Annotated in this window: 25 protein-coding genes, 1 tRNA gene, 1 rRNA gene and 1 pseudogene; 23 read left to right on the top strand and 5 right to left on the bottom strand. The window is 47.6% G+C overall.

All coding sequences use genetic code 11. The features are described from left to right. From M3194_RS15060 to M3194_RS15045, 4 genes are all read left to right on the top strand, one after another. Positions 1-227 (top strand): 23S ribosomal RNA (locus M3194_RS15060); the annotation flags it as partial. A gap of 179 nt (positions 228-406) precedes the next feature. Further along, positions 407-482, top strand: a tRNA-Thr gene (locus M3194_RS15055). Positions 483-623: 141 nt separating this feature from the next. Beyond that, a complete protein-coding gene (locus M3194_RS15050) occupies positions 624-1,157 on the top strand; it encodes a hypothetical protein (RefSeq protein ID WP_251654885.1) in 534 nt (177 codons plus the stop codon). Positions 1,158-1,423: 266 nt separating this feature from the next. Then, positions 1,424-1,696, top strand: coding sequence for a hypothetical protein (locus tag M3194_RS15045; RefSeq protein ID WP_251654884.1), 273 nt, complete (start codon positions 1,424-1,426; stop codon positions 1,694-1,696). 47 nt (positions 1,697-1,743) lie between these two features. On the opposite strand, the gene M3194_RS15040 is transcribed toward M3194_RS15045, so the two are convergent. Both M3194_RS15040 and M3194_RS15035 read right to left on the bottom strand, forming a co-directional pair. After that, positions 1,744-2,037 carry a Dabb family protein gene (locus M3194_RS15040; protein WP_251654883.1) on the bottom strand — a complete coding sequence of 98 codons (294 nt, stop codon included), beginning with the start codon at positions 2,035-2,037 and terminating at the stop codon, positions 1,744-1,746. A 411-nt stretch (positions 2,038-2,448) separates the two neighbouring features. Then, a complete protein-coding gene (locus M3194_RS15035) occupies positions 2,449-2,700 on the bottom strand; it encodes a hypothetical protein (RefSeq protein WP_251654882.1) in 252 nt (83 codons plus the stop codon). Between the two features lie 437 nt (positions 2,701-3,137). On the opposite strand from M3194_RS15035, the gene M3194_RS15030 reads away from it, so the two are divergent. The 6 genes from M3194_RS15030 to M3194_RS15005 all read left to right on the top strand — a co-directional run bounded on the left by M3194_RS15030 (position 3,138) and on the right by M3194_RS15005 (position 7,242). After that, the gene (locus tag M3194_RS15030; RefSeq protein ID WP_251654881.1) at positions 3,138-3,341 is read left to right on the top strand and encodes a hypothetical protein; all 204 of its coding nucleotides are present in this window, start codon (positions 3,138-3,140) and stop codon (positions 3,339-3,341) included. Between the two features lie 5 nt (positions 3,342-3,346). Continuing rightward, a complete protein-coding gene (locus M3194_RS15025; RefSeq protein ID WP_251654880.1) occupies positions 3,347-4,084 on the top strand; it encodes an SDR family NAD(P)-dependent oxidoreductase in 738 nt (245 codons plus the stop codon). 96 nt (positions 4,085-4,180) lie between these two features. Then, positions 4,181-4,978, top strand: coding sequence for a class I SAM-dependent methyltransferase (locus tag M3194_RS15020; RefSeq protein ID WP_251654879.1), 798 nt, complete (start codon positions 4,181-4,183; stop codon positions 4,976-4,978). Between the two features lie 111 nt (positions 4,979-5,089). Beyond that, entirely contained in the window at positions 5,090-6,214 is a 1,125-nt protein-coding gene (locus M3194_RS15015) for a nucleotidyltransferase domain-containing protein (RefSeq protein ID WP_251654878.1), read from the top strand. 13 nt (positions 6,215-6,227) lie between these two features. Then, on the top strand, positions 6,228-6,692 hold the full coding sequence (locus M3194_RS15010; RefSeq protein ID WP_251654877.1) for an NUDIX hydrolase: 465 nt from the start codon (positions 6,228-6,230) through the stop codon (positions 6,690-6,692). 1 nt (position 6,693) lies between these two features. Further along, positions 6,694-7,242 carry a GNAT family N-acetyltransferase gene (locus M3194_RS15005; protein ID WP_251654876.1) on the top strand — a complete coding sequence of 183 codons (549 nt, stop codon included), beginning with the start codon at positions 6,694-6,696 and terminating at the stop codon, positions 7,240-7,242. Here M3194_RS15005 and M3194_RS15000 read toward each other — a convergent pair. Beyond that, a pseudogene (locus tag M3194_RS15000) lies at positions 7,233-7,725 on the bottom strand (DinB family protein). The gene M3194_RS15005 and the pseudogene M3194_RS15000 sit on opposite strands and share 10 nt — an antisense overlap. Before the next feature lie 249 nt (positions 7,726-7,974). On the opposite strand from M3194_RS15000, the gene M3194_RS14995 reads away from it, so the two are divergent. The 7 genes from M3194_RS14995 (at position 7,975) to M3194_RS14970 (ending at position 13,504) form a co-directional block, all read left to right on the top strand. Further along, positions 7,975-9,117, top strand: a complete 1,143-nt coding sequence (locus M3194_RS14995; protein ID WP_251654875.1) for a phosphotransferase — start codon at positions 7,975-7,977, stop codon at positions 9,115-9,117. A gap of 70 nt (positions 9,118-9,187) precedes the next feature. Further along, complete coding sequence (locus M3194_RS14990) at positions 9,188-9,658, top strand: pentapeptide repeat-containing protein (RefSeq protein WP_251654874.1); 471 nt, start codon at positions 9,188-9,190, stop codon at positions 9,656-9,658. A gap of 34 nt (positions 9,659-9,692) precedes the next feature. Next, on the top strand, positions 9,693-10,139 hold the full coding sequence (locus tag M3194_RS14985) for a VOC family protein (protein WP_251654873.1): 447 nt from the start codon (positions 9,693-9,695) through the stop codon (positions 10,137-10,139). Positions 10,140-10,169: 30 nt separating this feature from the next. After that, positions 10,170-10,517 (top strand): VOC family protein, encoded by a 348-nt coding sequence (locus M3194_RS14980; RefSeq protein ID WP_251654872.1) that lies wholly within the window; start codon positions 10,170-10,172, stop codon positions 10,515-10,517. 186 nt (positions 10,518-10,703) lie between these two features. Continuing rightward, positions 10,704-11,075, top strand: a complete 372-nt coding sequence (locus tag M3194_RS14975) for a glyoxalase superfamily protein (protein WP_251654871.1) — start codon at positions 10,704-10,706, stop codon at positions 11,073-11,075. Further along, on the top strand, positions 10,969-11,271 hold the full coding sequence (locus M3194_RS31670) for a DUF6954 family protein (RefSeq protein WP_397334326.1): 303 nt from the start codon (positions 10,969-10,971) through the stop codon (positions 11,269-11,271). Before M3194_RS14975 ends, M3194_RS31670 begins: the two co-directional genes overlap by 107 nt. A gap of 118 nt (positions 11,272-11,389) precedes the next feature. Continuing rightward, entirely contained in the window at positions 11,390-13,504 is a 2,115-nt protein-coding gene (locus tag M3194_RS14970) for a WG repeat-containing protein (protein WP_251654870.1), read from the top strand. On the opposite strand, the gene M3194_RS14965 is transcribed toward M3194_RS14970, so the two are convergent. After that, positions 13,501-13,827, bottom strand: coding sequence for a DUF5658 family protein (locus M3194_RS14965; protein ID WP_251654869.1), 327 nt, complete (start codon positions 13,825-13,827; stop codon positions 13,501-13,503). The two genes, M3194_RS14970 and M3194_RS14965, sit on opposite strands and share 4 nt — an antisense overlap. A 205-nt stretch (positions 13,828-14,032) precedes the next feature. On the opposite strand from M3194_RS14965, the gene M3194_RS14960 reads away from it, so the two are divergent. The 5 genes from M3194_RS14960 (at position 14,033) to M3194_RS14940 (ending at position 23,913) form a co-directional block, all read left to right on the top strand. Further along, positions 14,033-18,454 (top strand): DEAD/DEAH box helicase, encoded by a 4,422-nt coding sequence (locus tag M3194_RS14960; protein WP_251654868.1) that lies wholly within the window; start codon positions 14,033-14,035, stop codon positions 18,452-18,454. A gap of 34 nt (positions 18,455-18,488) precedes the next feature. Continuing rightward, positions 18,489-20,237 carry an ABC transporter ATP-binding protein gene (locus M3194_RS14955; protein WP_251654867.1) on the top strand — a complete coding sequence of 583 codons (1,749 nt, stop codon included), beginning with the start codon at positions 18,489-18,491 and terminating at the stop codon, positions 20,235-20,237. Beyond that, a complete protein-coding gene (locus tag M3194_RS14950; protein WP_397334325.1) occupies positions 20,224-22,095 on the top strand; it encodes an ABC transporter ATP-binding protein in 1,872 nt (623 codons plus the stop codon). The genes M3194_RS14955 and M3194_RS14950 overlap by 14 nt, the downstream gene beginning before the upstream one ends. Before the next feature lie 177 nt (positions 22,096-22,272). After that, on the top strand, positions 22,273-23,586 hold the full coding sequence (locus M3194_RS14945) for a stalk domain-containing protein (RefSeq protein WP_251654866.1): 1,314 nt from the start codon (positions 22,273-22,275) through the stop codon (positions 23,584-23,586). A gap of 123 nt (positions 23,587-23,709) precedes the next feature. Next, the gene (locus M3194_RS14940) at positions 23,710-23,913 is read left to right on the top strand and encodes a hypothetical protein (RefSeq protein ID WP_251654865.1); all 204 of its coding nucleotides are present in this window, start codon (positions 23,710-23,712) and stop codon (positions 23,911-23,913) included. A gap of 41 nt (positions 23,914-23,954) precedes the next feature. On the opposite strand, the gene M3194_RS14935 is transcribed toward M3194_RS14940, so the two are convergent. Then, positions 23,955-24,176, bottom strand: coding sequence for a hypothetical protein (locus M3194_RS14935; RefSeq protein ID WP_251654864.1), 222 nt, complete (start codon positions 24,174-24,176; stop codon positions 23,955-23,957). Between the two features lie 82 nt (positions 24,177-24,258). On the opposite strand from M3194_RS14935, the gene M3194_RS14930 reads away from it, so the two are divergent. Beyond that, positions 24,259-25,137, top strand: a complete 879-nt coding sequence (locus M3194_RS14930; protein WP_251654863.1) for a radical SAM/SPASM domain-containing protein — start codon at positions 24,259-24,261, stop codon at positions 25,135-25,137. The last annotated feature ends 230 nt before the right edge of the window (positions 25,138-25,367 follow it).

Genomic DNA, 25,367 nt, shown 5'->3' with positions numbered 1-25,367 from the left:
ACCGGGATGGACGTACCGCTGGTGTACCAGTTGTTCCGCCAGGAGCACCGCTGGGTAGCCAAGTACGGACGGGATAAGCGCTGAAAGCATCTAAGCGTGAAGCCCCCCTCAAGATGAGATTTCCCAATTAGTAAGACCCCTTGAAGACGACGAGGTTGATAGGTTCGGGGTGGAAGCACAGCAATGTGTGGAGCTGACGAATACTAATCGGTCGAGGGCTTATCCTAAATTACCCCACAAAGTGAAGCAAATGCTTCGGAGTTGATACCGAGTACTTTGCGGGGACCCCGGTGTAAAACCGGAAAGCTTAAGGAATCATTCATTCGCATCCAGTTTTCAAGGCGCAAACTTGATAGTAAAGACCGCGGTTACTAGTGGCGCTGCCTTCGCTAGATACATACCTTATGCCGGTGTAGCTCAGTTGGTAGAGCAACTGACTTGTAATCAGTAGGTCGAGGGTTCAAGTCCTTTCGCCGGCACCATATATTTAATAATCAAACCCGATTACGATAATCGGGTTGTTTTTATTTTTACGAATCAATTGCTATAACTACAATAAGAAGTAATATGGAGAGTACATACAGATTTATTGGGTAAACTACGACAAGGCTAGGGGGAGTCTTATGAGTCGAAATATTCGAGTAGTACCATATGGTCACGTTGATGAGAGTGATGCCCAAACCGGGAAGGGAACGTTAGTATATTATGATACGTTCCAAGATATATCGGATCAGCAGTTAGAGCGCGTAGCTGCGTTGTCGAAGGAACGGAAATTCGCAAAGCTCGTGCTGTACCCGCTGCACGAGGAGACAGCTAAGCGCATGTGGAAGCGTCCGATAGAGCCGTATTACAAGCGTGAGGGACGATTGTTTGGATGGCGTCGTGAGAACGAGGACGATAGATCGATCACCATAGAGAACTGGGAAGGAAAGCGGAAGAAGTATACTCCGATCGAAGCCGCTCTTCGACATTTAATGGATGTGTATGCGCAGCCGATGTTCCTTTACCTAACCCCAGAAACGGCAAATGCATTCGCTGCGTTCAGTTCGTTTGAGGAGTGGATTGGAAAGATTCGTCTCATTATTAGCGAGCCTCCGCCCGACGCACACCCTAATCTCACCAAGTATAGACATCGGTGGGATGTTCAAGGGGAATAGCTATACCTAGTACGAATCTCTGCAGCAGACGATAAAATTTAATCGGCTGCTTTTTTTTCGTTTTGCTCGAACCAAGTTTAGAGATCGTGTTAAGTATAAGGAGGTATGATGGTCTCAATGAGTGATACTAACAAATTGCGTGAGTCTTTTGAGCTGGCCGCCCATACATATCAGCAAGCTTGTCCGGTCGAAAAGAAAAATAAACGAAACAACTGTGTTTAGTAGTGTGTTTTGTTGTCAGAAGTAGATTGAGGTGACAAGATGAAATGGACCGTAAGAAAATAAAGAAGATGATTTCTGTTATTACAATAACCTTACTCGTATCCATTGGTGTCCTCTTATACAACTTTACAGATGAAGAAGCAAAGGTGCCAGACGAATACGTAGTTTTCGGTTCAAATCAAAATTTAAATGAAGAGTTAAGATTTGCACTGGTCAAACGTCTGGATGTCAATAATATCCCCTATGAGATTGACAATGAAGGTAATGTCAAAATTCCTAAAAATGCGGTAGAGAAAGCAGTGGGATGTTGTACTTAAATAGAAAAACAGCGAGACACTTAGACAAGCGGCTCGCTGTTTTTTTGTTATACCTCGATATTTGCTGCGATGCTGTCTTCCCGGCCATACTCGCGGATGAGTGCTGCTACCTCTTGGTGATGCGGGTTTGGACCATATGCTTCAAGCGCCGCCTGGTCTTCAAAGCGAACGCGAAGTACGAGCTGGTAGCCTTTGTTGTTCTCCGAGAAGTTAATGCCGGCGTTCACTTCAACGACACCAGTCAAATGCTGCTTTAATGCCTTAAAACGGTCCACGATTTCCTGCAGCTGGGTTTGGGTTGTTTGCTCACCAAATTTTACTAGAATAGTACGATCAATCATGTTAAGTTCCTCGCTTTCATTAAATCTATAGCCTTATGCACTATAACATGAAAGGGGAGGGCTTTTCTAGATTCGGCTTGAAGATTTCGCATTCCTGATTGTGTATAGCGAGATTGATTTACACCAATTGAGCAGCATATTCCTTTAGTCGGTAGCGGAATACGACCATCTTTTGCACAGCTGTTCGGTTTGGTTTAAGTGTCACTTTAGGTCCTTCCAGCAAACCGGGAATATAATAAACATCGCTAATTTGAGGGTTAATGTCAGCTATCGTTTGAAGCATATAGCGGTAAACATCTTGATCATTTGGTGAAATAGATGCTTGCTGTTGAAGTTGTTGATTTAAGTAGACTGTTATCGTTCTTAGATCTTTAGCAATGGGAACCAGAAGGTTCGTTCCTTCTTTTTGATCTACAAGGTGGGAGTAGGCGCTAATGCTGATAGTTTTTCATTTATCTGATTTAAACGTTCCCGGTTAACCTCATCTGGAGGATACTTCTCAAGATCATTGTAGCTGGACCAGATCTGATAGATTGCACTGCCAAGCAATCCTTGCAGGCTTGATTCCATCTGCTTGGCCTTGTGATACTGTTGGTTCATAAGGAAGAAGGTTCCCATCAGAATAGCGGCTGCGATTACCAGAGTTACATGAATTAATTTCAATTCGGTAATTTCCTCCTTAAACTCCCCGGCGTCCTCAAAGTATACCACCTACAATTTGGAAAATCTTAAAAGTTAGTCGTTTGTTAGTCATGAGTCAGTGAACTATGTTAATCTTGGTTATATTGGAAAATTGTTGAAACGGCTAAAGGAAGGGAAAAGTGATGAACAAGAAGAAAGTTGTGATTCTAGCTTGTACTTCGTTTTTTCTAATCTGACAACGACAGATTATACGTATGCAGCCAAGAATCACTCAATAGGGCCGGTGTTTTTGTTTCATTTCTTCTGGATGGCTAAAACATCAACCAAACAACATTTTGAATTCAAGAATGAATCATTGTCTTTTGGCGGAACAGAGGTCGTAAAAATGAAGATTATATGGAAGCATGGCCGGTGGTATGCAAGTAGCGCCGATATAGCTTCCTAGGGAGGTACAATCCATGAAGTTTAGGCGAATGATTAGCATTCTATTAAGCGCTGCCTTTATTCTGTCCGTTATCCCAACGTTTTACCTTATAGAGAACAATAAGAACAATACCTATATAAGCGGGTTAATGTTCTTGACGATCGTGTTCTTTATCTTGGCTTTAGGCAATACAGCTGTCTATTATACGATAAAGTTTAGAGAACAGAAGAGGAGATGAGGAGCTTGTCCAACCATGTATACATCATTACCGGGGTATCCAGCGGACTGGGAGAGAGTCTTGCGAAACAACTTCTAACAGACGGAAACACCGTAATTGGCTTATCTCGAACGAATAACGAAAGTATCGGACCGTTTGCGATCAATGGTAAATATAAATTTTATACCGTTGATCTGACTATGACGGACAAGCTCTCAAAAGTACTTCAAGAGATCATGACCACAATAGATTCAAATCGCTTGGAATCCATTACCCTCATTAATAACGCAGCAACAGTAACCCCGCTAACGGAGATCCAGCACTGTTCAGATGATGAAATAGTAAAAAGTATACAACTGAATGTTGCAGCACCCATGGTGCTTACTGCCGCTTTTGCGCGTTTAACCTCCGATTGGCGTGTATCAAGGAAAATCGTGAATATTTCTTCGGGATCCGGTAAGTATCCGGCTCCAAGCATGAGTCTATATTGCTCGTCTAAAGCGGCAATTAATATGTTCTCCCGATGCATTGGGATGGAGCAGGAAACGGTGCCTGATGCCATTCAAGTATTCGCAATTGATCCAGGAATGATGGATACGCCGATGCAACGGACAGCCCGCGAATCGGATATGGCATTGTCCGCCTATTTTGCCTCTCAGAAGGAAGAAGGTAATCTGGTCGATCCGGCACGGACAGCACAACAAATCATTGAGTTAATAAGCTCTCCAGCTTCTAATAATGGCGGTGTCCATCAGGTTCATTAAGATCAATTCTAATATAAAAATATTATCTCTTTCCTTATTTTGGGTTAAGGTACATAATTATTAGTAATTATCCTGATAAGAAGGAGATGCGAATTAATGAGCAGCGTAAATAAGATAAAAGAAAGCTGGAACGAGTGGTCGGATACATGGTATCCGAAATATCGGACAGAAGAAGCAATAGCGAGAATTATAGCAGCTCCTGCCTCTGCTTTTCATCCTGGGACATTTGCAATGATTAGAGAAGCATTCCCGGATTTATTAGGAACGCGTGTGCTGGTTCCTTCCAGCGGAGATAACCATGCAGTATTCGCTTTTCATCTGATGGGGGCGAAAGTGACTTCTTGTGATATATCGGAAAAACAGCTGGAGTATGCCTCGAATATTGCGGATAAGCATGGCTGGGATATTGAGTTCGTATGTGAAGACACCATGACATTAGCTCAATTGCCAAGTGAAGAATATGACTTTGTATATACCTCAAACGGTGTTCATGTTTGGATTCATGACCTTGCGGCGATGTACACACAGGTGAACAGGGTTCTAAAGAAGAACGGAATCTACATGATGTATGATATCCATCCGTTTATGCGGCCGTTTGGGATTAAGGCAAAAGAAGCTCTAATTGTCCAGAAACCCTATGACTTAACAGGACCCTTCGGTGAGGTGCCGACATTCAAGTGGCGAATGCAGGATATTGTGAATGCCATTATTTCTTCTCTTCTTAGCGTAGAACGCTTAGAAGAGATGTATGCGGAGGACGGTTGGTTCTGGGTGGATGATTCGACGAATGAAGAGGAATTGTTGACCGCAGAAGAAGTAGAGAGCTACACCGACTGGCATCAGAATCCTTCTGCGGCAATTCCCCAATGGTTATCAATAAAAGCAATCAAATAGAACAAGTGAAAATCGCATTCTCCCATGCGATTTTTTGTTTGCGGTCTTGTGCCGCACTGGAAGTAAATCGCTAATGGTCTTGAAAGAAATAATCGCAAAGGGTGAGGTTGTGTGCTGAACGTATTTGAAGTTGCAGAAGCATTAGTGAACCGCATAACAGACAAATTTCCAAATGAGGTTGCCATTATTGGATATTACGGTTCATATGCCCAAGGAACGGCGACTAAGCGCTCGGATTTGGACTTTTTCTTCATTCCGGCAAGTCCTGCTGGTTATCGTCATAGCTTACAATTTATCGTTAGTGATATTTGCTTTGACTTTTGGCCAATCAGCTGGGAGAGGGCAGAAAGAATGGCTGCCTTTGAGGAATTAAATGTATCCATAATCGCGGATTGCAAGCTGCTGTATGTTCGTTCCGAGGAAGATCGAAATCGATTCATGCAATTACGTCAACAAATCGATGCTCAGTCCTCTAAAGAAGGCATAGAGTTCATTATGAAAGCGGAAGAACAGCTGCGGAATGCCAAGCATCATTTGCTTGCGGTTAACAAATCTGAAATGAATGGAAATGATCTGAGCTTGTTTCGTTTGGAGGCTCGAGAGTTTCTGGTACATATTCTAAATGGCGTCTCTTTGCTTAACCGGACTTATTATACAAAGGGATGGGGGAAGAACAACGAGCAAATTATCGCCTTTGCACATAAGCCGGAACAGCTTGAAACCCTTATGCGTACGATTATGCGAGCTAATTCGTGCAAGGATATTTACGTAGCTTGTAATCAGTTATTTGAGAATACCAATCGTTTACTGAATGAGCAAAAAGAGAAATATACGAACGGCTTTAATTACATCGATAGAATGAAGGGCTTTTATGAAGAAATCAAAGGGATTTTCGATAAAATATTAACGGCATGCGAGAGGGATGATTATCCATCCGCCTATTTCTGGGCGATAGGTGTACAGATTGAAGTTGCCCGGGCACTGTATTATGCAGAGAAGGGATATTGGCCAGCAGATTATGATAATACCTTAGATTACATGGCTGTATATACAAGGCTGGGATTACCGGATTTAGCCGTTTTATTGGATCCTGCACATATGAAGCCTCTCTTTGAAGCCGTACAACATCTCGACGCGCTTCTAGAAAAACATCTTATCGAACAGGGAGTTATAATTAACCGATTTCAGGATGTGGATGATTTCAAACAATATCTTGATTCCATACCGGAAGAATAGGAGCTGATTAACTATGCTTAAACCATTGTGTAGAGTATGGCCAACAGATAAACGAATTGCAGGCATTCATAGCATACCTGTTACGGAAGACGGCTTGATTGTCATGGCATGGGATAAATATGAGCAAACCCTGACCACGGTTGGAGGCAGAATCGAGGGGGATGAGAACCTTGATGCTGCGCTGGACCGAGAGACAGTGGAAGAAGCAGGGCTGCTATTAGAGGATAACAGAGTTCCTGTAGCTTCCTGGCATTGGGAAACCACCGACTCGTATACGGTATTTGTGCTCGCCAAGGTGAAGCAGTACGTTGATATGCCAGGCGGCTTCGAAACAACGGGCAGAGTTATGATGAATATAGAAACGGCTCTGCAGATGATTAATAAGCTGGAAGGCGAAGGCCTTCGAACAGAGCTGTTGAGAATAGTAGAGCAGGAGTTGCAACAAGTCCAAGACATTAATAATAAGGGGACTACTTAACATGAATTATATTTGGGCAGGCAAGAAGATTAGATTGCGGCCGGTTCAGTTATCGGATTGGGACAAGTTTCATGACAATGACATGGATTCTGAAAATGCCAGGTTATGCGATGAGCTGCATTTTCCGCGACTAGAGGAAGGTACCAGGCAATGGGCCGATCACCAATCCGCAAATTCCTATCAAGATGATAATGCTTTCCTGGCAATTGAGACATTAGAAGGAACTCTGGTTGGAAGCATATGCACAAATCAATGCAATTCCAGGCACGGCACATTTAAATACGGAGTCTCCATCTTCCGTAATCACTGGCGTCAAGGTTATGCCACAGAAGCAGTCACAATTATGCTGAGATATTATTTCGAAGAGCTCAGATATCAGAAGGCAAATGCTCATGTCTATGCTTTTAACGATGGATCAATTGCGCTGCAAGAGCATCTGGGCTTTGCGCAAGAGGGAAAGCTTCGCGAAATGATCTTCACTAATGGCAGGCATTATGATGAATATATCTATGGACTTACGAAACAGGAGTATGTGAAGCGTTATAGGTGAATGCCCTTATAGAGAAGCCATTGCCTAATTTGCTGTTTGTGATGACTATCATGTTCTGTAAATTCTTTTATGATATGGATAAGAGAATATGGGGTTCCGGTATGAGGACAATGAGAAGCACCATTAGCCGTCAAATGGAGCTGCAACCTTGCGATAGGCATCTCGGTGAGCAGACTAACGAGCAAATCTCTTGTCGATATAGTTTGACTAATAAGCTCGTTTATAGATATGCCTGTCTTGATATAATCTGATGCTCGTTTATTGTAAGTATCAAAATCGGGGAATACCATTTCCGGTTTGAACAGCAGGGAGAATCTCGGATATGAGATATCGGTCCCAATTAAATAGATGAGCAACGATTTCGCTTATAGACCATTTGCTCTCCGCAATAGGTATACGCCAATGTTCTTCTTCAATGCTTTCCAATGTTCTTATCCAGGAAGAGAATTCACTGTAATCCTGCAGGATTTTGTTGTGGACCATCTCCATACTCCTTTATCGATGATTTTAGTTAAGCATATCATAACCCGAATAAAATGCAAACACTTGTTCTCATTTATTTGGATTCGGAAGAGCAGAAAGTACTTGCGTTGCTTATATAGCGGGAAGATGAAGGTCCGCTGAGAATAGGAATTACTTCTTAAAAGAAAATATTTACAAATAAGAACATATGTTCTATTCTTGAATAGAAGGCAATAACCGCAGTCATTCAATTAAGGGAGTAGGATAACAATGATTATCCATAATCATACCGGCTTGTTGATCGAGGATAAGGTAGAACAGCTGAATCTCTGTCTACGCAAAAAGTTTAGGGGTATTGCTTTTGAATTGGATGCATTTGAATGTACTCGCTTAGTTGATGGCAGCGTTAATTTTACAACATCGGGAATTTATCATTTGCGGGGTACGATAGAAACCGGAAGTGAACACCGTCAGTGGTCTATCGTTATAAAAATTATTAAGCGGGATAGTGAGGAAAAGGATCATAATCAGCATCATAATTACTGGCGCCGAGAAGCTTTTATTTTTGAAAGCAATCTGCTTGACGCCTCTCTTCCGGAGATCATTGAAACGCCAGAACCGTATCTGGCCGAAGAACAAAGAGACGGAACCATTTGGTTATGGATGGAGTATGTGCAAGGAGAAACACCCTCGACACAAGAACACTTTAATCGAATTGCTTACCAGTTAGGTGAATTTAATGCCCCGTATCTAACAGGAAGGTCATTGCCAAGCGAACCGTGGATTTGCAATAACTGGTTGAGATCATGGACAGCTTCCAGTCAAATATATGCTCCCGATCCGCAGTCTTTCATTAATCGGCTGGAGGATAGGGAGATAAGAAATTCATGGGAATGGTTCTTGGGATTTACAGTTGATTTGAATGATAAACTCGAGTCGCTTTCAGGACTGCCGCGAGTGCTTGCTCATCAGGATCTGAGCTATAAGAATATGATTATTAATTCAACAAGTAATAGATTGGTGCTTATGGATTGGCAATTTCTTAGCATTTCTGGTATAGGGGAAGACTTGGGCAAGATGGCTGGCGTTAATATGAGCTTAGGCCCGATAACAATTGCGGAATACGACTCGTTTTGCCGGTCTATATTTCGTTCCTATATTCAAGGAATGCGGGAATCAGGTTGGCAGGGAGACGAGGAATTAGCGCGGTACGGTTATGGTTTGAGCATGGCCATGCGCAGTGTGTGGGAGGTTCCGCAACTCTGTTCTTTAGCAGCACAATTAGAGAAAGATCCATTAAATGATTGGATGATGCATAGAGTGGAGCTATTAAAGCAAATCAATGCCATTCATCAGGTTATGGCTGAAGAGTCAGCCAAGCTGAGAGGCAAGTTGGATTTGCTAATCGGATGACAAAGGAAAATATTGGGTGTTTGCCGAATTAACTATTGCAACTTATTACAAGTTCGGAGGGGATCGGAGAATGAGCTTAACCATTGGACCGTATGATCTGCAAAATGCCGATATATCAGGAGCAAAGTGGCAGGAGGTTAGAGCGGAGGAGCTTAATATGGATAACGTCAGTATCGCGCGAACTTCGATTAATAACGTAAACATGAATGCGATGAAGCTGAACGATGTAAATATGAGCGAGATTCAAATCTCGGATGCTAACATGTCGGGGCTTAGAATTAAGCTCGCCAACTTCAGTCATGCCAACGTTGAACATGTGTATTTGTTCGGAACAGAATTTAAGAATATTGTTCTTCCGAGAGAAGATCAGCCTCAATACCAACCTGATGGCCAGTATAGACCAATACGCTTCGATGATTGTAACCTCTCTAGAACCCAATTGACCAACTGCGATCTATCCAATGTAGATATCAATAATTGTGATATTACAGGCTTGAGAATAAATGGCATTCTGATATCCGATTTGCTTAAAGCTCTATAATTCTTGCATTTCGAAAAATGGAGGGGATTAACGAATGAGTGAACAAGTAATCGGTAAATCCAAAGTAAAACTCGGAAAACCGATCCAGGTCCGACTAGTATCAAACCTTCAGAGGTCGCAGGTTTATTACCGGGATTGCCTCGGATTTATAATCGATGACTGGGGACACGCAGAGCGTGACGATGTTTGCTTTATCCTTCAACAGGCGGTTTCAAAGGAAGATGTCATGCCTAATGCCGTTTCTGCTAAGAGAGCCAGCTATCCAACCGAATGGGAAGGTCCGGATTTTGGCTGGGATACTTATATACATATCGGCTGGGAAGAACTAGACGAATATATCCAAGAAGTTCGTGAGAGTGGCGGAATCATCGGTATTGAACCATTTGGCGAAGAGCAGGGGGGATGGGAGTTCAAGAACGCCCACATTCATGATCTTGATGGTTACAATATTGTAATTGGCGCAATGCGCAAAAAGGGTTGATCAACTATTCTAATAGAAAGCAGGTTGATTATGAATCCTATTTCCAATAAAATCAATGGCATATTTATACCCGTGAGCGATGTTGAAAAGGCTCGCGACTGGTATTGCGATATTCTAGGTTTGCCTACAGATGGCGAGATTTACTTTGGGCATATATATGTCCTTCCGATGGACGGACCGGATCTTGTGCTGGACAGTAAAATTTATTCGTCTGCGAGCGTGTATACGGCACCAGCCTTTCAATTTCATACAACGGACATTAAACAGGCTTATGCATATATGCAAGGGAAGAATGTTGAATTAATGACTGAAATAGAGAATGACCATTGGTTTAACTTCAAGGATCCGGATGGGAATTTGCTAATGGTTTGTAATTGAATGAGACAAGCTTCGAACGGAAACGAGAGAAGGCTGCCCGCGCAGCCTTTTTCAATTTATACAACATGGGGTGAGAACCGCGCGATAATCCTTTATTGAAGGAGAGATTATGAAGTAATATATCGCATTTAGCTTTGAAATATGGAAAGAAATATTACCAGAATTTGATAAAGGAGAATGATTGTGATGAAGCTGGAGCAATTGGTGCCTATTCTTCGGATTTTTGATGAGGCGAAAGCAAGAGAATTTTATTTGGACTTTCTGGGGTTTTCGGTGGATTGGGAGCACCGGTTTGAGCCGGATACGCCGCTGTATATGCAGGTTTCCAAAGGGAATATCAGGCTTCATCTGAGCGAGCATCATGGTGACTCCAGTCCCGGCTCGTCAGTCCGGATTGAAATGTCAGGGATAAGAGAATTACATAAGGATCTGTTGGATAAAAAATATAAGTATGCAAGACCCGGGCTCGAGGAGATGCCTTGGAATTGTCTGGAGTGCCGGATCGGCGACCCATTTGGCAACCGGATTGTTTTTTGCGAGTACCATTTGGACAAATAGGGAGGTGCAAAACATTCGAGTACTTCTAGGCGTACTACTGCTTGCCTTATTTTTGCTGGTGACGTTCTTTGGACTAGGCCCGGTTCTGTTTGCCGATGGCAGTATGACAGAGAGAATGATTACCTTAGGCATCGTGATCATCATTTATCTGGCGATAGCGAGTGTTGCTTTTCGGATTTTTCGGAAGAAGGAATAGTACGGATTAATCGGATTGACCGTCCAAGCCTTGTTATTTTCATGTCATATTCCTCTTTATTTCCCGCATACGAATAGTGAGTTGACGTAAACGTGCTGGGAAAGGGGACTTAACGCGAATGGACTGGATCAACGATCAGATTATTCGATTGGCGCAATCGTCACTGCCTCCGGGAGCGGAGCTGGTCATGATGGAGAATCCTCCCAATGAGTATGCCATCTATCCGCAGGATTTAAGCGGGGACGGCGTTCCGGAGTTAACGGTTGTGTATCGGCGGGAAGATGAGCTTTATGTCCATATTTTGCAATATCGGCATATCGGCTGGATGATCGCCGCATCGGCAAAGGGCGAAGGTTATGGCGTGGCGGAGCTGACGGCAGCCCCGGTAACAACCCGTATGGTTAATAATCTGATTATTAACTGGCGGACTGGAGAAGAGCAGACGAGACGTGCCGTATACGAATGGAGCCCTCTGGGATTCCGCAATATTGTACCGGATGAGCAGTCTCTCGAGACGCGTGCAATTTCCTTGTATCCAGGATCCGAGAAGACCATCACCGGGACCCGGTGGGGCTATATTAACGGTATTGGCACGATGGCGATCCCTCCTCGCTTTGATTATGCCCAGGACTTCCAAACAAACGGACTTGCGGTTGTAAGCGCGGAAAATGGCAATGGGTTAATTAATACGACAGGTGCTTATTTCGTTAGGCCGATCTACAGCTACATCTCTCCATTCTCGGAAGGCAGAGCCGTTGTGATTGATGATAAGGGCAAGTACCGTCTGCTCAATGATTCAGGAGATCTTGTTACGAGCAAAGGGTACTCCTACATGGCCGATATTCATGATGGAAGAGCTATGGTGAATAATCAGCAGGCAGACGGAAAAACGTTATACGGATATGTGGATCGTTCCGGCAAAGAGGTTATTCCGCTTCGTTATGAGGATGCCAGTGATTTCGCAAACCGGCATGCCATTGTGAAGGTTAAAGAGAACGAATATGCGTTAATTCGACATGACGGCTCAAAGGAAGCGGAGTTCCATTATCCGTTTGTAGGGGTGCTTGGTGATGGATTATTGCCTTTCCAACAAACGGCAAATGGCAAATACGGATATATCAACGAGAAGGGAACGGTCAAGATTCAGCCGACCTACTCGACAGCTTTTCCATTCCAGAACGGTCGTGCGATTGTGAATAACGCGGCGGATTTTGGCTCCGAATACGGTCTGATCGATACGAAGGGTAATCTGGTTATTCAGACGATCTATAACGATATAACGTCAATTGGCCAGCAGCGTTATGCTGTCGGCAAGGCGATCGACCCGGACCAGCCGTATCTTGGTTCTATGTACGCGATATTTGATTCGGATGGGAAACGCTTGACGGATTTTATCTATTCCGACGTCCAGCCTTACAGAAAAGGGTTAGCTTCGGCAAGCAACGGCAAGACTACTTTCTTCATAAATACAAGCGGCAATCCTGCCCCGGGTTATCCGCAGTTCGAAGGAAGCGGCACCTTGAAGCTGGAAGACGATCTAATTCAGGTCAATATTGATCAGCGTCTCAAATACGCAAACCGGAATGGTCGTATCGTGTGGGAGCCAAACAACGTTATTCCCCTTCGTCTGCCATACTTGGTCAGAGAGCATAAGTATAAGCCAAACAAAGATTATGTTGTTTATTATCCGTCTGTTGAGGGAATTGCCGATCATGCCGCGCAGGAGAGGCTCAATGAAACGCTTAAAGTGATGTCGCAAGTGAAGCCAATCCCGGGTGATCAGCAGCTTGGCTACACGTACAGCGGGGATTTCAACGTAACCATGTTCAAGAAGAATCTGCTCCAAATCGAGCTGGATGGCTACAATTATCCGACCGGGGCTGCACATGGCATGCCAACTCAAGTGTACGCGCACATTAATGTTGCGAACGGAGCTATGTACGCGCTGAAGGATTTATTCAAGCCGGGCAGCAATTATGTGAAAGTGATCAGCGATATTGTAGGCGAACAGATTAAGACGGACCCGAAATATGATTATGTATTTCCGGATACGTATAAGGGGATTATGCCGGATCAGCCATTTTTCGTCACGCAGGATGCGCTGCATGTTTATTTTGAACCGTACGAGATTGCTCCGTATGCCGCCGGCTTCCCCGAATTCAAGATCCCATTCTCTCAGATTATGAATATCATTGATGAGAGAGGCGAGTTTTGGCGTTCGTTTCATCCTTAATAGGCATGCACCAGAGCAAGAATAACCCAAAGCAAGTGATACATGTTCACGATTAAGTAGAGCAGGAACAGGGCGGCAGCCGAATAATGGATCCATTGGCGAGTTCTAAGCTGCGGATAGATCAGGATAAAAAGTACGGGAAACATCAGCTTTACTCCGTAATAAGCAATGGAATGCCAGTTATACAGCCATGAAACAAACGGATTAAGTTCACTGATAAGCTCTAATCGGATACCGATATCCGTGAAGATGGCGTCTGTCAGACTGAAAAATAACAGCCATAACAGCATGCTCCGTACCGGCAATCGTTGCAGGACAGTCATTGGAACACATCCCGTCTAAGGAAAGAATGGTATATTTTAATGATACAATTTGTATCTTCTATAAGCAAGCCAGCGCATGGAGGTTTCCCTTTCGCTTATGGGTGCTTCTATGCGCTGTTTTCGTTTTGGCGATTGGGTGATTGTGCTGATATAATATAGTAGTAAAAGATTTGTTCTGGACTCTAATCAGATGGAGCTGAAAGTCATGCAAAGCTCGTCATTATCTACCTTTCATCCTTCCCTTGCGGAATGGTTTGAGGCTTCGTTCGGGGAGCCGACCGATGTGCAGAAGCAAGCATGGAAAGCGATTACAGCAACCGAAAATACGCTGATAGCGGCTCCGACAGGCTCGGGTAAAACATTAGCCGCGGTTCTTCCGTGCCTTGATGGCATCGCAAGATTGAAGCAGCAGCAGCGTCAAATAGGTGTCAGGCTGTTGTATATTACTCCGCTAAAGGCTCTCAATAACGATATCCATGATCATTTGGTTACGTTTATTGAGCAGATTGATAAGCTTGCCGCTTCCTCGGATAACAGCTGGCCAGGTATTCGCAGCGGAGTTCGGACAGGGGATACGAGCAGCTCGGTACGATCCGCTATGTATCGCAGACCACCGGATATTCTGGTCACAACGCCGGAATCGCTCTATATTCTGTTAACCTCCGAGAAGGGGAGGGAGATGCTGAGGACGGTCTCTTATGCCATCATCGATGAGATACATGATCTGGCAGCTGATAAACGGGGCTCGCATCTTTCTTTATCGCTGGAAAGGTTAGAAGAGTGGTGCGGAAGGCGTATTCAACGGATCGGCGTATCGGCAACGCAAAAGCCTTTGGAGCGGGTAGCCCGTTTTCTGGGAGGCTGGCAGGAAGCAACTAGCGATCAGACGGACGAGCTTCAAAAGACCGGCAGTGAAGCTTTCCGTCATCCGCTGGGCTATTTGCCGCGTAAGGTAACGATTGTAGAAAGCCATATGAGTAAACAGCTTGAAGTATCGTTAACGATGCCTGATCAATCACATCCCATGCAGACCCGCGATGCGATATGGCTCCCGATTCTGGACAGGCTATTTGCTCTGATGGCGGATTGCCGTTCGGTCATTATTTTCGTCAACAGCCGCCGGTTATGCGAACGTTTATGTCTGCGGTTGAATGATCATGCCGGCTACGAGATGGCTAGAGCCCATCACGGGAGCATCGCCAAGGAGCGGCGGCTTGAGGTCGAGCGGATGTTGAAGGCAGGCGAGCTGCGCTGCATTGTCGCCACTTCATCGCTCGAGCTCGGCATTGATGTGGGGCATATCGAGCTGGTTATTCAGCTCGATTCGCCCATTGAGGCCGCGTCCGGCATTCAGCGGATCGGCCGCGCGGGACATGCCGTCGGCAGCGCCAGCCGCGGCGCAATGGTTGCCCGGCAGCGAGGCGTGCTGCCGGAGATGGCGGTGCTCGGCAGGCTCATTGCCGAGCGGGATATTGAGCCGATCCGGATTCCGCGGGATCGGCTGGATGTCCTGTCGCAGCAGACGATCTCTATCGTTGCTGCGGAGGACATGGCGGTAGGCGATCTGCACCGGCTGATCGCCAGAAGCGATAGCTACCGAAGCTTCCCGATCGGCAAGCTTCGCGGCATGCTGCAGGTGCTGGCCGGGTTTTACCCGTTTATGCGGCCGCTGCTTGATTGGAACCGCGACACGGATACGCTCGTGAAGCGCAGGAATACAATGATTGGCGCGTTGACCGGCGCGGGGACCATTCCGTCAAGCTCGGCGTATCCCGTGCATCATGTGGACAGCCGTGTTCATCTTGGTGAGCTGGACGAGGAATTTGTCCAGGAGAGCCGGGTAGGCGACGTGTTCCAGCTCGGGATGAACGGCTGGATGATTCGCCGGATCGATAAAGACCGGGTCTATGTGTCCGAGGCGGGGAATCGCTTTAGCGAAATACCGTTTTGGCGTGCTGAAGGACTTGGGCGAACATATTCGCTTGGGATTAAGGTAGGTGCCTTTATTGCGGAAGTCGAGGAGCGGCTGCAAAGCGAGGATGAGGAACAGCTGATAAGCTGGCTGACTTCCCATTACCAGATGGACGATTATACGGCCCTGCAGCTTTTGTCGCTGATCCAGTCCCAGCGGTCATTCTGCGAGCTGCCGACCGATAAGCGCATTGTCATTGAAACTTACCGAGATCTGATGAATCAGACCCATGTCATTATGCATAACCCGTTTGGCAGACGGCTTAACCGGACCTGGCTGCTTGCGATTGAGCGGCAGTTCGAGCTGCTCCTGCCTTACCGGCTATACGGCAATGCCAAGGACAACGGCATTGAGTTTGTGCTGCCAGAATGGGATTCCTCCTGGCTGCAGACCATTTGGCAGGTTACCCCTGCCAATGTCGAGGCATTGCTGACCGAAGCGATAACGGGTTCACCGCTTCTTGCCATTGCCTTCCGGCATATTGCCGAGACCTCGCTTCTATTATCCCGGAGCTTTGGGCGGACGCCGCTATGGCAGAAGCGGCTCAGAAGCGAGGAGCTGCTTCGCTCGGCTTTGCCTTATGCAGAGCATTTCCCTTATTTGACGCAAGCGATGAAGGCATGTCTCCACGACTATTTGTCCCTGGACGATCTTCGTTCCTTGCTAACAGCCATTCGTGATGGCGAGATTGAAGTCGTTGTTAAAGAGACGGAGTACCCGTCTCCGATGGCGACCCAGTTCCTGGCTGACTATGTCAATATGCGGATCTATGAAGGCGATGGGCTGGATCCTGCCATTCAGATGCAATTAATGAACGTCAGCAAGGAATTGGCTGGACGACTATTCGGGGAGCAGGCTATTCGCAGTAGAATACCCGAACAGGTTCTGGAAGCCGAGCGGCAAAGATTGTCTGAACCGGAGTCTGAGCTTCGCGAAGCAAGCGATGTTGTCCGGCTGCTGAAGCGCCGCGGAGATCTGGCGCCTGACGAGCTGATCCAGGTGGCCGGCACGCAAGCTTTACTGTGGGCAGAACAACTCCTGCAAACCGGCGATCTGGCCATATTTGAGCCATCGGAAGATACGCCGGTCGAGGAATGCAGGTGGATTTGCCGTGATGAATCCGAGATCTATGAAGCATTTCCGCACTCGGATGAAGCAGCTTCCTTTATCATCCGACGCTTTGCGGATAACCGGATCGCCTTTACGGACCTTGAACTATGCGAACGGTATCCTAAGCTATCGCTCGTCGAAGCAAAAAGGCTTGTAGATAAGCTTAGGGAGGAAGGCAGCCTCGATCAGGCACCATTCGCTGCATCGCCGGAGGAGCGGATCTGGTCTAGCCGTCGTGCGGCAGAGCGAATCATCCGGCTGTCGATTGGAGAGGCCCGCAAGCAGGTACAGCCGGCTTCGCCAATCCGCTGGTGCGCGCAGATTGCCCTGCGCCAGCATGCGCTGCAAGGCGCGCAGCTTCGCGGAAGCGACGGATTGAGGCTCGTCATTGAACGGCTTCAAGGCATTTTTCTTCCGTTATCGCATTGGGAGTCCGTCATATTCCCTTCGCGAATAGCGGATTACCGGAAAGAAGAGCTCGACTTGCTGTGCGCAACAGGCGAAGTAATATGGCTAGGCAAGAAGCAGCCGGGGGAAAAGGAGGGGAAGGTCGCCTTCTTCCTCGCTGGCAGCCGTTCGATCTACGAGCCGTATCTGGCAGACAGCAAGGAGCAATCCGCTTCCCATCCCGAATTGCTTGAATTGCTTAAACGCAGCGGAGCAAGCTTCCTTACTCGGCTGGCTAGAGACAGGGGCAAGCTTCCAACGGAAATTCTATCGGCGTTGCTAGACCTGGCTTGGGAAGGACATGCCTCTAACGATCAATTCGCTCCGCTGCGGTTATTAACCTTGAAGAAGGGCAAGGATTGGGCCAAGACAGGCTCTGGACTTGGCAGATGGTACTGGACCGGAGGCCTCGCGGAGGATTGGACGGAGCATGATCACGCAGATATTTTTAATCAAAACCCGAATGCAGATCCGCCCGAAATGTACTGGATCCGTCATTTGATGGAAACATACGGAATTGTCACCAAGGAGCTGACCGCCACGGTTACCCCATATAGCTGGGACCGCCTGCAGCTCGTTCTTCGCAAGCTGGAGGAATGGGGCACCTTGACTCGCGGTCTGTTTATTGAGGGGGCAATTACATTGCAGTTTACAACGCCGGACATGGCGGATCTCATCCGCAAGCCGCTTTCGGCGGCAGGTTCCGAATCCCCCGAAGCCATCACCCTTTTATCTGCGGTAGATCCGGCGAATCCTTTTGGCCTCCTGATGGATTGGCCGGAAGGGCATGATTGTGCCTTTGCCCGGAAGCCGGGACATTTTCTCGTCATAAGAGGAGATAAGTGGCTATATTGGATCGAGAACAACGGGAAACGGATCCATACCATAGAGAAGCAGGAAGCAGAACAGCTCCCGTCGGCAGACGAGCTGAAATGGATCTTTATGACGCTGCTGCGCCGCCAGCATCTCTCCAAGATTGTGGTGGAGCGCTGGAACGGCGAGACGGTTTCGTCCTCGAGAGAAGGGTTAATGCTGAAGGAGATAGGAGCCGAGAGCGATCAGAAGTCGCTGGTTTTATGGCAAAGCCAATTGAAATAGGCTTGCTTTCGTTCGAATGAAAGGGGATCTAGACGTGCAGCACATGATGAAATATGTCAGAAAGTATGGCCTGTTGTTCACCTTTTCCGTCCTGCTGGTCAGTATCGAGGCTTTGGCGGATTTGCTGCAGCCAACCATGATGTCGCATATCGTGGACGAAGGGGTTGCGGCCAATAAGATGGATACGGTGCTTCGTTTCGGCGGCTGGATGCTGCTGATTACGCTGGGAGGCGCTCTTGCGGCATCCGGCCGCAATATCGTCTCCAGCATTGTGTCCCAGCGGTTCGGCGCGGAGCTCCGCCAGGATTTGTTTGAGAAAATTCAAGGTTTGAGCTTCGAGAGCGTAGATAAATTCGACCGCGCCTCTCTGGTTACCCGGCTGACAAACGATGTGACGCAAGTACAAAACTTCGTCAACGGCATGATGCGGATTTTTGTCAAAGCACCCATGCTTTGCATCGGGGGTTTTATTATGGCCTTCCGGTTAAATCCTTACCTATCCGTCGTCCTTATGATTGTTATTCCAATCGTCGGATTAATGATTGTTCTGAATATGAAGGTAGGTCTTCCTTTGTTCCTCAAGGTTCAGAACGCGCTTGACCGTTTGAACGGCGTGATGCGCGAATATTTATCGGGGGTCAGAGTGGTCAAAGCCTTCAACCGTTTCGACCTTGAAGTAGATAAGTTCAACGGCATCAACAAGCAATATGAAGCGCGCTCGATCTCCGCGCAGCGGGTAATGGCGGTGTTCAGCCCCGGCGTTACGCTGACGATGAATATCGGGATCGTGGCCGTTGTCTGGCTGGGCGGAATCCGGGTAGATAACGGTCATACACAGGTAGGTCACATTATTGCGTTCGTCAACTACATGACGCAAATCTTGTTCTCGCTTACGACGATGACGATGATCTTCAACATGTTCGTCCGAGCGAAAGCCTCGACAGGACGGATTATTCAAGTGCTTGCGGAGACGAATCCGATGACGGATCATACTCGCCTATCGCCGGTTAAGGAACTGAAGGGAAAAGGCGCCATAGAATTCGATAACGTCAGCTTCTCTTACGAAGGTCCGGATGGCGAGCCTGTTCTCAAATCAATCAGCTTCAGCTGTCAGCCCGGCGAGACGCTTGCCATCATCGGTTCTACCGGTTCAGGGAAAAGCACGCTGGTTAATTTGATCCCGCGGTTCTATGACGTCACCGGAGGTGCTATTCGAATAAACGGCATTAACGTCCGCGAGCTCGACACTCATCAATTAAGAGAAAGGATCGCCGTCGTTCCGCAGAAATCCGTTTTGTTTACCGGACCGGTTATTGACAATATTCGGATCGGCAAACAAGATGCCGAAATGGACGAAGTGGTTGAGGCGGCCAGGATGGCTTCAGCGCATGCCTTTATTTCCGAGCTGCCGGAGCAGTACAACACGTTGATTGGCCAAGGCGGAGTCAACTTCTCGGGCGGTCAGAAGCAACGGATATCGATAGCAAGGGCACTGATCCGGAAGCCGGATATACTGATTCTTGATGACAGCACGAGTGCACTCGACAGCGCGACAGAGGCGTCCATCAAGCTTGCCATCAATGAATATGCAAAAGATGTCACTTGTCTGCTGATTGCCCAGCGCATCTCTTCCGTGAAGGATGCGAACACGATTATCGTGATGGATGACGGAGAGATTGTCGGCATGGGCAGTCATGACCGCTTAATGCAGGATTGCCAGGTCTATCAAGAAATCTACCGTTCGCAGATTGGCAAGGAGGTAGACAATCATGCCTCAGCCTAATGGAACGAGCGGAGCAGGAGCGAATAATAATGGACCGGCACGTCCTGAAGTGAACGTGCCGATGGGTGGACGTCCGGGCGGACCTGGCTTTGGCGGCCGCGGAGGCCCCAAGCAGAAGCCGAAAAATTTCAGGGCGACGTTAATGCGGTTATGGGGTTATCTGAGCGGCGAACGCAAGCAGCTTTCCCTGGTATTTGGCTTTATCCTGATCGATTCTGCTATCATGCTGCTTGGCCCTTATTTAATTGGCGTAGGGGTTAATGCCATGGTTGGCGGCTTTGGCGCGGTTGATTTCAAGCTGCTGCACATTGTGCTTATCGCGCTTGTAGCCGCCTATATGGCGGATGCCTCGCTCTCCTTCCTGCAGGGTTGGATGATGGCAGGGATCTCCCAGCGGATCGTCAGCCGGCTGCGCCGTACGTTATTCGAGAAGCTGCAGCGATTGCCGCTGGTGTATTTCGATACCCGCAGGCACGGGGAGCTGATGAGCCGATTGTCGAATGACATTGATAATGTCAGCACTTCCGTCTCCCAGACCGCTGCTCAACTGATGAGCGGGTCGATCGCCTTGCTTGGATCACTCATTATGATGCTCGTGCTGAGCCCGCTATTGACGCTCGCCAGTCTAATTACCGTGCCTCTTGTGTACCTGCTCGCGAAGACAATTACGAAGCGCACAAGCGCTTTGTTCAAGAATCAGCAAGCGCAGCTGGGCAGACTGAACGGTCAGATCGAGGAGACGATTACCGGGTTCCAGGTGGTCAAATCCTTTAACTACGAAGAAACGTCGATTGCCGATTTCCGCAAAGACAATGATGAGCTGTGCAAAGTAAGCACAAATGCGCAAATCTGGTCCGGGTTTATGATGCCGCTGCTCAGCGTAATCAGCAATATCGGCTTTGCAGCCGTTGCGATTACAGGCGGTGTTATGGCGGTAAAAGGCATGATCACGGTTGGCGTAATAGCCAGCTTCCTAAGCTATTCCCGGCAGTTTGTCCGCCCGCTCATGGATTTGGCGAACACCTACAACATTCTTCAATCAGGAATTGCAGGCGCCGAACGGGTCTTCGAAGTGTTGGACGAGCAAGAAGAAACGGAGGACAAGCCTGATGCCGTTGAGCTGACAAATCCTAAAGGCAAGGTTGTCTTCGATAATGTGCAGTTTGGCTACCGGAGCGATGTGCAGATTCTGAAAGGAATCAGCTTCACGGCGGAAGCCGGCAGCAGCACGGCGTTGGTCGGCCCTACCGGAGCGGGAAAAACAACAGTCATTAATATGCTCAGCCGATTCTATGATGTAACGGGCGGTCGGATTCTAATTGATGGAGTTGACGTCCGCGATTATACAAGAGACAGTCTCCGCCGGACCTTTGGCATTGTGCTTCAGGATACGTATCTGTTCTCCGGGACGGTGAAGGATAATCTGAAATACGGCAAACCGGAGGCCTCTGATGGGGAAGTGCGGAGAGCGGCGCGAATGGCAGGAGCAGATGGCTTTATTCGACGTCTGCCTCAGCAATATGACACGCCGCTTACGGAGAACGGCGGTAACTTGAGCCAAGGCCAAAGACAGCTGCTTGCCATTGCAAGGGCTATATTGGCCGAGCCGTCCATTCTAATTCTGGATGAAGCGACAAGCAGCATAGATACCCGGACGGAGCTCCGCATACAGGATGCGATGCTTCAAATGATGGAGGGACGCACCAGCTTCATCATTGCACACCGATTGTCCACCATTCAGAATGCGGACACCATTCTCGTCATAGATATGGGGGCCATTGCAGAGCAAGGCTCTCACGACGAGTTAATGAAGAAGGAAGGCATCTACTACGGCATGCACCGGAATTTAACGGTATAAGCTTCGGGCTGGACTAACTCCCATGCGGGTTGATCCAGCTTTTTTTTTACCCGTTCATCATCCATTCATGACTATTCTATCATTTGTGCATTCTAGCAAAAATTTGATATACTAGGGCCACTGCTTTACTACTTCCACTTGTTGGTAGAATAAGGGTGGAGCATGGGAGGTTTACTGGTGATCAATCAATGGGGAATAAAATCAGCAGCCGCCGTATTAGCGCTTGCTTTGCTGACAAGCGGCGTTTCGGAAGGGAAAGCCGATGCGGCTGCTGCTGTAACCGCGACTTCAACGGCAGCTGTTCCTGCCAAAACGACAATTCTATTAGATGATGTAGAGCTGCCTTTTGACAGCCCGCCGATTATTGTGAAAGGCGTTACCTTTGTTCCGTTCCGAACAATCGGTGAAGCGCTTGGGCTTCAGAAGGTCGTCTGGGACGAGAAGACGCAGACGGTCACGGCAGAAGGAACGAAGCAAGGGAAGCCCATTAAGCTATCGATGAAAATGGGCAGCGGAATGGCTGTCGTTAACGGTGCTAACGTGAAATTGCCTGCGGCACCAATGATGCGAAGCAACCGCGTACTTATTCCGTTAAGCTTCTTCAGCACGCAATTTGGCGCCCAGGTTGGATGGAGTCAGTCTACAAATACGGTAACGATCAAATCCCCGCAGAAAGCGATGCATTTGCGTACGTTTTACGCGTTATCGTCCTTTGCCGAGCGGGATCTTGTGGATGCTGCGAATTCCGTAGCTTTCGGCTGGAGCCGGATTGACCGGGACGGTAATTTCACGCTTGAGGGCTCCGAGTACCGCGTGCCTCAGCCAAACGGAGACGTTACCCCGCAATCGCTCGTAAGCGACACGGCGGCAAAGTCCATCAAGCCATATTTGATGGTATATTCCTTGGACGGACAGCATGAATTGACCAATATGATGAGCAATGAGACGCTTCGGGCCAATTCCATTAGCGGCATTACTAAGGCTATCTCCGATTACGGATTTGGCGGGGTAGTGCTGGATTTCGAAGGTCTGGGCTTCCAACTGGACAAAGTCGAGCAGCAGAAGCTCCTGAATGTTTACGCGAAGCAGCTGAAGGATGCTCTTCCGCAAGGCACTGCATTATCTCTGGTTGTCCATGCGCCAAACAGCGCGTATCAAGGCTATGATTACAAGACGCTTGCATCGATCGCTGATGATCTTGTACTAATGGCCTACAAATATAATCCGACGAGCACGGCGCCTCAAGTTCCGGAGCCTAATGCAAAAGTAAACGCCGCGATTCAGCAGGCTTTGAAGGCCGGCGTTCCAAAATCCAAGCTGCTTCTAGGGATTGATTTGCGTGCCGAAACCCCGGAGTCTATTGACGACAAGCTGGGCCTGGCCAAACGCTATCAGCTCAAAGGCGCTGCGCTTTGGCGTTTAGGCCTGTTCCGCCAATATTCGCCGGATATGATTGCAGCTATTCATAAATCCGTTATTAAAAATAGCTAATTACGACAAACAGCGGCTGAATTGGACAAATGTCCGGTTCCGCCGCTGTTTTTTTGGATAAGCCCGAACCCTATCCTATCGTTCTCATATTACTAGAGTAATAGAGAGGAAGGGGGGGATCCCATGGGAGTGTTCTTTCCGATTCAAATTCCGGTAGTTCTGGAAGCAGCAAAAGCGAAGCATAAAGTAGTTGTGCTCAAAACGGTTTCCGGTGAAGAGATCGTTGGCTATGTCGTCAAGGTGAAAAGAGGAGTCGTCGTACTCAAAGCGTTCAAAGCCACAATTTATGTTGCTCTGGACAAAATCACCGCTGTTATCGTGCGATAACAGGAAGAGCAAAAACCGCGCATTGCGCGGTTTTTGTGACGTTAACAAGCCGGATACGGCAAAATATCATTGATATCGTTGAAGCTGTAATGGAAGGTGGCGAACTGCGTTGCGTACATATATTGCATAATATAGACTTCGCCGCCCTGTACATTACAGATCACGCCGGAAACGCCTTGACCGTTGCGAAGCGAAATGCCGACGGGACGGCCGATAAACATCATTGCTTTTTGCTGAATGGACGTTTGGCCCTGCATAAACATAATCCAATCAACCTCCTGTTTGACTTTAATGGTATAATGGTGGGTAGACGATTAGCAACGCGATAGAATGGAGCTTTGATTCATGAAGAAATTCAAGAAATTTTATATCGAAATTACGAGTATTTGCAATCTGGCGTGCTCCTTCTGTCCGCCGACGGAACGAGCGAAGGGTTTCATTAGCATAGAGGATTTTACGGAGCGGTTAGATCAGATTAAGCCGTTCACGGACTATATTTATTTTCATTTGAAGGGCGAGCCGCTGCTCCATCCGAAGATTGACCAGCTCCTGGACATCAGCCATGAGAAGGGCTTTAAGGTGAACATCACAACGAATGGCACGCTGCTTCAGAAAAATAAACATAAGCTATTGTCGAAGCCGGCGATCCGGCAGATGAATTTCTCGCTGCACAGCTTTGACGGCCATGCCGGATCCAAGGATAAAGAAGGCTATATCGGCAGTGTCCTGTCCTTCGTCCGCGAGGCCATGGAGCAGACCACGATGATTTCCTCGTTCCGCTTGTGGAATTTAACGCAGGATAATATGACGAATGCCGAGAGACAGCGAAACCGTGAGATTCTATCGATGATAGAGAGTGAATTCAAGCTTGATTACCTCATCGAAGAGAAGGTTGTGCCGGGCAGCGGGGTCAAGATTGCCGATCGTGTCTATTTGAACCAGGATTATGAATTCGATTGGCCGGATCTGAGAGCGAAAGAGGATGACGGCAAAGGGTTCTGCTACGGGCTCAGGAATCAGGCAGGGATTCTCATTGACGGAACCGTGGTTCCATGCTGCCTGGATGGGGAGGGCGTCATCGATCTGGGCAATATTAACGATCAGAAGTTCTCCGACATTATTGAAGGCGAACGCGCAACGAACCTTGTCGACGGCTTCTCGAGACGGGAAGCGGTTGAAGAGCTTTGCCGCAAATGCGGCTACCGCCAGCGCTTCGGCAAATAATTGAACATGCAGACAGCCGTGAACGATATTCGTTTACGGCTTGTTTTTTTGGTTTGAATTCAGCAAATCGCAAACAGCCCGGGGTAAATGGCGGCAGTCCGCCAGGACCAATCAATCCGCCTTGCCCGCCGGGACCACCGGGAACAGGCAAGCCAGGCTGAAAGCCGCGGACGGTGGGTGAAGCTTTACGTGTCATAGACCGTATGCACCCTTTCTTTCATCTACTTCTC

Origin of the sequence: Paenibacillus glycanilyticus (assembly GCF_023715145.1) — a bacterium.
Lineage (GTDB): Bacteria > Bacillota > Bacilli > Paenibacillales > Paenibacillaceae > Pristimantibacillus > Pristimantibacillus glycanilyticus_A.
This window is presented reverse-complemented; position numbering and strand designations above follow the sequence as displayed.

What these genes read in the sequence shown, in the direction of transcription:
- M3194_RS15050 (WP_251654885.1), top strand. Translation starts at nt 624, where the DNA reads ATGAGTCGAAATATTCGAGTAGTACCATATGGTCACGTTGATGAGAGT.
- M3194_RS15045 (WP_251654884.1), top strand. Translation starts at nt 1,424, where the DNA reads ATGGACCGTAAGAAAATAAAGAAGATGATTTCTGTTATTACAATAACC.
- M3194_RS15040 (WP_251654883.1), bottom strand. Translation starts at nt 2,037, where the DNA reads ATGATTGATCGTACTATTCTAGTAAAATTTGGTGAGCAAACAACCCAA.
- M3194_RS15030 (WP_251654881.1), top strand. Translation starts at nt 3,138, where the DNA reads ATGAAGTTTAGGCGAATGATTAGCATTCTATTAAGCGCTGCCTTTATT.
- M3194_RS15020 (WP_251654879.1), top strand. Translation starts at nt 4,181, where the DNA reads ATGAGCAGCGTAAATAAGATAAAAGAAAGCTGGAACGAGTGGTCGGAT.
- M3194_RS15010 (WP_251654877.1), top strand. Translation starts at nt 6,228, where the DNA reads ATGCTTAAACCATTGTGTAGAGTATGGCCAACAGATAAACGAATTGCA.
- M3194_RS15005 (WP_251654876.1), top strand. Translation starts at nt 6,694, where the DNA reads ATGAATTATATTTGGGCAGGCAAGAAGATTAGATTGCGGCCGGTTCAG.
- M3194_RS14995 (WP_251654875.1), top strand. Translation starts at nt 7,975, where the DNA reads ATGATTATCCATAATCATACCGGCTTGTTGATCGAGGATAAGGTAGAA.
- M3194_RS14990 (WP_251654874.1), top strand. Translation starts at nt 9,188, where the DNA reads ATGAGCTTAACCATTGGACCGTATGATCTGCAAAATGCCGATATATCA.
- M3194_RS14985 (WP_251654873.1), top strand. Translation starts at nt 9,693, where the DNA reads ATGAGTGAACAAGTAATCGGTAAATCCAAAGTAAAACTCGGAAAACCG.
- M3194_RS14980 (WP_251654872.1), top strand. Translation starts at nt 10,170, where the DNA reads ATGAATCCTATTTCCAATAAAATCAATGGCATATTTATACCCGTGAGC.
- M3194_RS14975 (WP_251654871.1), top strand. Translation starts at nt 10,704, where the DNA reads ATGAAGCTGGAGCAATTGGTGCCTATTCTTCGGATTTTTGATGAGGCG.
- M3194_RS31670 (WP_397334326.1), top strand. Translation starts at nt 10,969, where the DNA reads ATGCAAGACCCGGGCTCGAGGAGATGCCTTGGAATTGTCTGGAGTGCC.
- M3194_RS14970 (WP_251654870.1), top strand. Translation starts at nt 11,390, where the DNA reads ATGGACTGGATCAACGATCAGATTATTCGATTGGCGCAATCGTCACTG.
- M3194_RS14965 (WP_251654869.1), bottom strand. Translation starts at nt 13,827, where the DNA reads ATGACTGTCCTGCAACGATTGCCGGTACGGAGCATGCTGTTATGGCTG.
- M3194_RS14960 (WP_251654868.1), top strand. Translation starts at nt 14,033, where the DNA reads ATGCAAAGCTCGTCATTATCTACCTTTCATCCTTCCCTTGCGGAATGG.
- M3194_RS14950 (WP_397334325.1), top strand. Translation starts at nt 20,224, where the DNA reads ATGCCTCAGCCTAATGGAACGAGCGGAGCAGGAGCGAATAATAATGGA.
- M3194_RS14940 (WP_251654865.1), top strand. Translation starts at nt 23,710, where the DNA reads ATGGGAGTGTTCTTTCCGATTCAAATTCCGGTAGTTCTGGAAGCAGCA.
- M3194_RS14935 (WP_251654864.1), bottom strand. Translation starts at nt 24,176, where the DNA reads ATGTTTATGCAGGGCCAAACGTCCATTCAGCAAAAAGCAATGATGTTT.
- M3194_RS14930 (WP_251654863.1), top strand. Translation starts at nt 24,259, where the DNA reads ATGAAGAAATTCAAGAAATTTTATATCGAAATTACGAGTATTTGCAAT.